At 66.1% G+C, this 6,734-nt stretch carries 6 protein-coding genes; 4 read left to right on the top strand and 2 right to left on the bottom strand.

The genetic code is table 11. The annotated features are described in order from the left end of the window. Together BST27_RS29300 and BST27_RS29295 are read left to right on the top strand one after the other, a co-directional pair. The coding region (locus BST27_RS29300; protein WP_083148756.1) for a helix-turn-helix transcriptional regulator at nucleotides 1-2,342 on the top strand (2,342 nt) is incomplete at its 5' end. A 4-nt stretch (nucleotides 2,343-2,346) separates the two neighbouring features. Next, entirely contained in the window at nucleotides 2,347-2,760 is a 414-nt protein-coding gene (locus tag BST27_RS29295; protein ID WP_069421843.1) for a hypothetical protein, read from the top strand. Between the two features lie 14 nt (nucleotides 2,761-2,774). Here BST27_RS29295 and dapE read toward each other — a convergent pair whose 3' ends face one another. Continuing rightward, nucleotides 2,775-3,839, bottom strand: coding sequence for a succinyl-diaminopimelate desuccinylase (dapE, locus tag BST27_RS29290; protein WP_069421844.1), 1,065 nt, complete (start codon nucleotides 3,837-3,839; stop codon nucleotides 2,775-2,777). 45 nt (nucleotides 3,840-3,884) lie between these two features. Here dapE and dapD point away from each other — a divergent pair, with 45 nt between their 5' ends. Then, nucleotides 3,885-4,853, top strand: coding sequence for a 2,3,4,5-tetrahydropyridine-2,6-dicarboxylate N-succinyltransferase (dapD, locus tag BST27_RS29285; RefSeq protein WP_139805443.1), 969 nt, complete (start codon nucleotides 3,885-3,887; stop codon nucleotides 4,851-4,853). Here dapD and BST27_RS29280 read toward each other — a convergent pair. After that, entirely contained in the window at nucleotides 4,850-6,115 is a 1,266-nt protein-coding gene (locus BST27_RS29280) for an MFS transporter (protein ID WP_069421850.1), read from the bottom strand. The two genes, dapD and BST27_RS29280, sit on opposite strands and share 4 nt — an antisense overlap. Before the next feature lie 407 nt (nucleotides 6,116-6,522). Here BST27_RS29280 and BST27_RS29275 point away from each other — a divergent pair. Continuing rightward, nucleotides 6,523-6,734 (top strand): PE family protein (locus BST27_RS29275; RefSeq protein WP_139805442.1); only part of this gene is annotated, 212 nt, incomplete at its 3' end.

Here is a 6,734-nt window from a genome sequence, read left to right as displayed (position 1 = left end):
TCACCGGTCGTGTCGGGATCACAGCCACGATCCGCACCGACGACAAGAACCCAGTCCCCTCCTGGTTGCACCTGCCCCACCCCGACCAGCTGACCCGCCTGACCTTGGGTCCGCTAAGCCTGGGCGGGCTGCACGGGGTGATCAAAGCCCGACTCGGCCGCACTCTCTCCCGCCCGGTAATCACCCGAATACACCAGGTCTCCGGAGGTAACCCGTTCTACGCCCTGGAACTGGCCCGCGCCCTCGACGACTCCACGCCCCTGAGCCGACTACAGCTACCCGCGTCGCTCAACGAAGTTGTCCGCCAGCACATAGGCACTGTGGACGAAAAGACTTCTCAGTTGCTGCTGGCTGCCACCTGCGCGGCCAACCCCACAGTGGTCCAGCTAGCCCAAGTAACACGCACCACCGTGGATGACACGATCCACCTGCTCGAACACGCCGAAACTCAGGGCATCATCACGCTGGACGGAAACCGGCTGCAGTTCACCCACCCACTGCTGGCCCACGGCATCTACACAGCGGCCCGCGCCGCGCAACGCCGCGCCATGCACCGCAAGCTGGCTGAACTGACCGAAGTGCCCGAACTGCGCGCCGGTCACCTAGCCCAGGCAGCTGTCACCGCCGACGAAACGACCCTGCAAGCCATCGATGCCGCCGTCGACGCCGTTGCCGCCCGCGGCGCCCCGAGCGCGGCGGCCGAACTGCTCGACCTCGCAATCAGCCTCGGTGGCGACAATCCAGTGCGGCGCCTACGCGCCGCCGAACAACACTTCCGGGCCGGATCCTTCGCCAAAGCCGACGACCGGTTGCAATCGATCATGGGCGTTCTGGAACCCGGAACGCTGCGGACGCTCGCGCTAATGCTGCGCGGAGCGATTGACGGCTACCGAGATCGACTACCCCAGGCCGTCGAGGCACTGTCCCAAGTCGTCGCCGAAGCCCGCGACATTCCCCCCTTGCGCCTGCAGGGCCTGATGTTGTTATCCCTGGCCGTCGGCCTCACCGGCGATCTGGCGGCATCGGTGGCATATGCGCGCCGCGCGGTCGCCGACGCACAACAACTCGGCGACCCCGGTCCGCGCAGCCAAGCACTCGCGCTGTGGGTTCACATCGGTTTCATGCACGGCCTGGGCACCGACGAAAAGGCGCTCGCGACCGCGCTGGAGCTAGAGGACCATGACAGCACCGGACCCGCCACCCTACGCGCCACCACCGTCGCGGCGATCAACTGCGCGTGGACCGGCAAGCTGCACGAAGCCCGCGTCAAACTGGCCGAGGTTGAACAGATATGTGTGGACCGCGGCAACGAACTCGACATCGTCTCGATAGCCGAGTTCACCACACTGGTGGACCTCTGGCTGGGCCACGTCGACGACGCGGCGCGCCGCGCCGACGAAGCCGTGCAGCGTGCTGAACAGCTCGACAGCTACACCCTTCTTGCTACGGTGCTGAACTGTCAGGCCGCGGTCGCCGCGCAGCGCGGTCGCGAGGACGAGGCCCGCCGCGCGGCACTCAAGGCCATCGAGATAGCCCGCGACTATGGCATCCACTTCAAGACCATCGCCGCGACGGCTGCCCTGGCGTTCTTGGAGGTTTCGCTCGCTAACTACGAGGCCGCCGCGACCATCCTCAAGCCGCTACTAGCCAACTTTGACCCCGCCCACGACACCGAAATTGTGGTGGGCGGGTATCTGCCTGACGCGATCAAGGCGCTGGTCGCGCTCGACCGCCTCGACGAGGCCAGACCCTTGGTTACTGCACTGGAAACGAACGGCACGCGACTGGACCGGCCCTGGATGCTGGCCATGGGCGCCCGCGGCCGAGCTCTCCTGCTGGCCGCCGACGGCGACCTCGACGCCGCCGCAGCCGCCGCACAGGAAGCATTGCAGCATCACGACCGGCTACCCATGCCCTTCGAGCGCGCCCGCACCCAACTCGTCGTCGGCCAACTCCAGCGCCGCCGCCGCCGCCGCAAGCAGGCCGCCGCCCAGATCCTTCAAGAGGCGCTACACACCTTCGAGAGCGTCGGCGCCCCGCTCTGGGCCGCACGCGCCCGTGCCGAACTGGCTCGCGTCAACGTCTCCCCCAGCGACGGAACCGAAATGACCCCTACGGAGCGCAACGTGGCCGAACGAGCGGCCGCAGGCATGTCCAACCGCGACATCGCCGCCGAACTCTTCTTGTCTCCGAAGACGGTCGAGATGAACCTGTCGCGCGTGTACCGGAAACTCGGGATCCGCTCCCGATCGCAGCTGCACGCCCGGCTACGACCCCCACACTCACCGCCAAACTCCAGGGAAAACCCTGGTTCCCCGGAGGATGCCGATGACTACCGTTGAGCCCGTGGACCCAACTTCACGGCCAACTGAGCTCTACCTGGTCGAGTGGTATGACGCGATATTGACCGGCGCGCCGCTGGCGCGGACCACCGCAGCCTTGGAGGCCAGCGCTGCGACGATCAGCGCTGGCGGGGCGGAGGTTCGTTTGGAGTTGACCTTGGTCGCTCCAAGTGACGATGTGCTCTACGGCGTGTTCAAGTCCGACAACCCCGAACTGGTGGTGCGCGCTTGTCAACACGCGGGCTGGACGCCCGACCGAGTCACTGCCAATATCAGCGCTAACCTGACTACCGCCGCGAGACTGGACGGTTTTTCGTCAGCTGAGGCAGATGCCCCTGCCCCGAGCGAGTCCTTCCAGGCCGGCGAAGTCGTCGCCGTTACGGGTGTTGAAGACGAGCCGATTTCGTGTGCGCTGTAGCAGGGGCCAGCACGCTACGCGCTTAAGTAACGGCGCAGCATGGCCACCGCAGCGGTGATCTCCTCCACCTCGACCCGCTCATCGCGCTTGTGCGCCAGGTTCGGGTCACCGGGGCCGTAGTTGAGCGCCGGAATGCCAAGGGCCGCAAAGCGAGACACGTCCGTCCAGCCGTACTTCGCCCGCACCTGGCCACCCGCGGCGTCGACCAATGCCTTGGCGGCGGGCTGCGCCAACCCCGGTAAGGCACCCGCGGCCGTATCGGTCACCTCGATTCGAACATCGAGACCGTCGAACACGTCGCGGACGTGCTGCAGCGCGGCCTCCACCGATCGGTCCGGAGCGAAGCGAAAATTGACCGTGACCGAAGCCGCGTCCGGAATCACGTTGCCTGCCACGCCGCCGTCGACGCGCACGGCCGACAAACCCTCACGATAGACGCATCCGTCAATGTCGACGCTGCGTGCCTGATACGAGGCCAGCCGGTCCAGCACGGCACCCAACTTGTGAATTGCGTTGTCACCCAACCACGATCGAGCTGAGTGTGCGCGAGTCCCGCTGGCGCTGATGACGACCCGCAGGGTGCCCTGGCAGCCGGCTTCGATCCAACCCGCGGTGGGCTCACCCAAGATGGCCACATCGGCGACCAGCCACTCGGGCAGCTCGCGCTGGATGCGCCCTAACCCGTTTGCCGCCGAATCGATTTCCTCGCAGTCGTAAAAGACCAGCGTCAGGTCGTGCGCGGGCTCGGCCACGGTCGCGGCCAGATGAAGGAAGACCGCGTCGCCGGACTTCATGTCTGCCGTCCCGCAGCCGTGCAGCACGCCACCATCGCGGCGGCTGGGCAGGTTGTCAGCCACGGGGACCGTGTCCAGGTGCCCCGCCAGCATCACCCGCGACGGCCGGCCCCATGCCGTGCGCGCCAGCACTGCGTTGCCGTTGCGAATGATCTCGAACCCGGAGGTCTGCGCACGCAGCGCCGCTTCCACCTCGTCGGCGATGCGCCCCTCGTCCCGCGACTCGCTGGGAATGTCCACGAGCGCTGCGGTCAGGTCAACGGGGTCCCCGCGCAAGTCCAGCACGTGGCCAGCTTAGTTTGCGGAAGCCGTAGCTTTTGTGTCTGTTCGATGGGGGAAGTAGCCTGTTCGTCCGTGACTGGAGCTGCAGGTATTGGGGTGGCGACCCTCGCTTCCGACGGTTCGGTCCTCGATGCCTGGTTCCCCGCGCCGGAACTGACGGGGCCGGGGACCAGTGCCACCACGCGATTGGCCTTGTCCGACGTTCCCGCCGAGCTGGCCGCGCTGGTTGGCCGCGACGACGACCGCAGCACCGAGACCGTCGCCGTTCGCACGGTGATCGGCTCGCTGGACGATGCGGCCGCCGACGCCTACGACGCCTACCTGCGACTGCACCTGCTGTCGCACCGGTTGGTGGCGCCGCATGGACTGAACGCCGGCGGCTTCTTCGGTGTATTGACCAATGTGGTGTGGACCAACCGGGGTCCCTGCGCTGTCGAGGGATTTGAAGCGGTGCGGGCCCGACTACGGCGCACCGGTCCGGTGACGGTGTACGGCGTCGACAAGTTCCCCCGGATGGTCGACTACGTGGTGCCTTCCGGTGTGCGCATCGCCGACGCCGACCGGGTGCGCCTGGGCGCCCACCTGGCCCCCGGCACCACCGTGATGCACGAGGGATTCGTCAACTTCAACGCCGGCACTCTGGGCGCATCCATGGTGGAGGGTCGAATCTCGGCGGGCGTGGTGGTCGGCGACGGCTCCGACGTCGGCGGCGGCGCCTCGATCATGGGCACCCTGTCCGGTGGCGGTGAAGAGGTCATTTCGATCGGCAAGCGGTGCCTGCTCGGCGCCAACGCCGGGGTGGGGATTTCGCTCGGCGACGACTGCGTGGTCGAGGCCGGGCTGTATGTGACCGCCGGCACCAAGGTCACCCTGCCCGACGGCACGTCGGTCAAGGCGCGGGAACTGTCCGGCAGCAGCAATCTGTTGTTCCGCCGCAATTCGCTGACTGGCGCGGTCGAGGTGGTCTCCCGAGACGGCCATGGCATCGCACTGAACGAGGACCTGCACGCCAACTAGACGGCGGCGAGCTCCGCTCCGGCGGTTTCCGGAAGCAGGTAGGTACACAGCAGGCTGACGAGCGCCAGGACGGTCATCATCACACCCAGCGCCCAGCTGCCGTAAGTCGTCTTCAGTGTGCTGGCGATCAGCGGCGGTATCGCGCCGCCGGCGATGCTGGCCAGATTGCCCGCCAGCGCGGTGCCCGTATACCGATAGCGAGTAGCGAACAACTCTGGAATGAACGACGCCGTGGGTCCGGCACCGAATGCCGCGACCGCATACATGCCGATGAGGGCAAGCAGGTACAGCTCGGGATGGCCGGAGTCGATCAGCGGCATGACCACCAGTGCCACGGGCAGCGCCAGCGTCCGACCCACCAGCATGATCCGGCGGCGCCCCAATTGATCAGACAGCGCGGCCGCGAACGCTGCAAACGCGATGCACGTCAGCCCGCCCAACACGCCGTCGAACAATATGATCCCGCGTGAATACCCCAGCTGGGTGCGTGCGTACGTCGCGAAGTAGGTGCTGGCCAGGTACACGAAGGCGAACCCGCTCATGCCGGCGCCGGCCGCCAGGACAATCTCCCGCCGCTGCCGACGCAGCACCTCGGCGAGTGGCGCCTCCGATCCCCCGCTGCGAGCCTTCTCGCGCGCGAAGACGGGGGTTTCGTCGATGTTGAGCCGGACATACAGTGCGATCGCGATCAGCACCACACTGGTCAAAAACGGTATGCGCCAACCCCATTGCATGAACGCGGGGCTGTGTTCCCCGATCGTGTAGTTCACGCCCAGAAAGGTCAGGCTGGTCACCACCAGCGCCGTGCCGCCGCCGATGATGGTGAACATGCCGTACAGGCCGCGCTTGTCGGGGGGCGCGTACTCGGCGCTCAACAGCGCCGCACCGGCAAACTCGCCCCCGACCGCGAACCCCTGCAGCAGGCGCAGTCCGGTCAGGATCAGCGGAGCCGTCTGGCCGATCGCCGCCGCGCTCGGCACCAGGCCGACGCCCACCGTCGACACCGCCATGATCAGCAGCGTGGCGACCAGGGTCTTCTTGCGGCCCAGTCGGTCGCCGTAGTGCCCGAAGACGGCCGCGCCGATCGGCCGGGTGACAAACGCCGCCGCGAACGTACCCATCGAGGCGACCGTGGCCACGGCCGGACTGAGATGCGGGAAGAAGACCGTCGGGAACACCAGCGCCGCGGCGGTCCCGTAGATGAGGAAGTCGTAGTACTCGATCGTCGACCCGACGAAACAGGAGACCGCCACACGCTTCATCGAGGTGACGGGTGGGCTGTACACGGCACGACGGTATGCGATGACATTGCTCCTTGCCTCGATTTCCGCCCGTGAAAATCCTGTCAACATCCTGGGACGCTCCGGTGACCGATGAAGCCGCAGTAAACGTTTACCTACCTCGCTTTTGAAACAAAAAGTTAAGTTTGCTGACACAATGAGTCAAATTGGCCGCTGCAAGCGGGAGTCATCCAGGCTGCGCAAGCCCAAACAGATGGCTGACGCGCCCGAGTGCCAAGAGTTCAATCTCAGTGGCCTCGACTAATTCCTTTCTACTGAACAGTATTAACGCAGATCGCGCTAAGCTTTCCTCGCAACGAGCACCATTGATCAAGACGCTCAAAATGCGCCAACATGACAGGTGCTCGGGCACAGGTCGGGAGGCTCTGATGTCGTTTGTTATTGTGCTGCATGATTCGCTGCCGGTAGCTGCTGCCGATTTAACACGTATTTGCTCGACATTAAACTCAGCCAATGCCGCGGCGGCCGCCCAGACGACATCGGTGGTCGCAGCGGCCAGCGACGAAGTGTCGACGGCGATCGCGGCGTTGTTTTCCGGACACGCGCAGAGCTTCCAGGAGCTCAGTGCGCGGGCGGCGGC

It is taken from the genome of Mycobacterium intermedium (genome assembly GCF_002086275.1).
Classification (GTDB): domain Bacteria; phylum Actinomycetota; class Actinomycetes; order Mycobacteriales; family Mycobacteriaceae; genus Mycobacterium; species Mycobacterium intermedium.
This window is presented reverse-complemented; position numbering and strand designations above follow the sequence as displayed.

Excerpts from the sequence above, each read along its gene's own strand:
- dapD (WP_139805443.1), top strand. The coding sequence starts at position 3,885 with ATGGGGGAAGTAGCCTGTTCGTCCGTGACTGGAGCTGCAGGTATTGGG.
- BST27_RS29280 (WP_069421850.1), bottom strand. The coding sequence starts at position 6,115 with ATGAAGCGTGTGGCGGTCTCCTGTTTCGTCGGGTCGACGATCGAGTAC.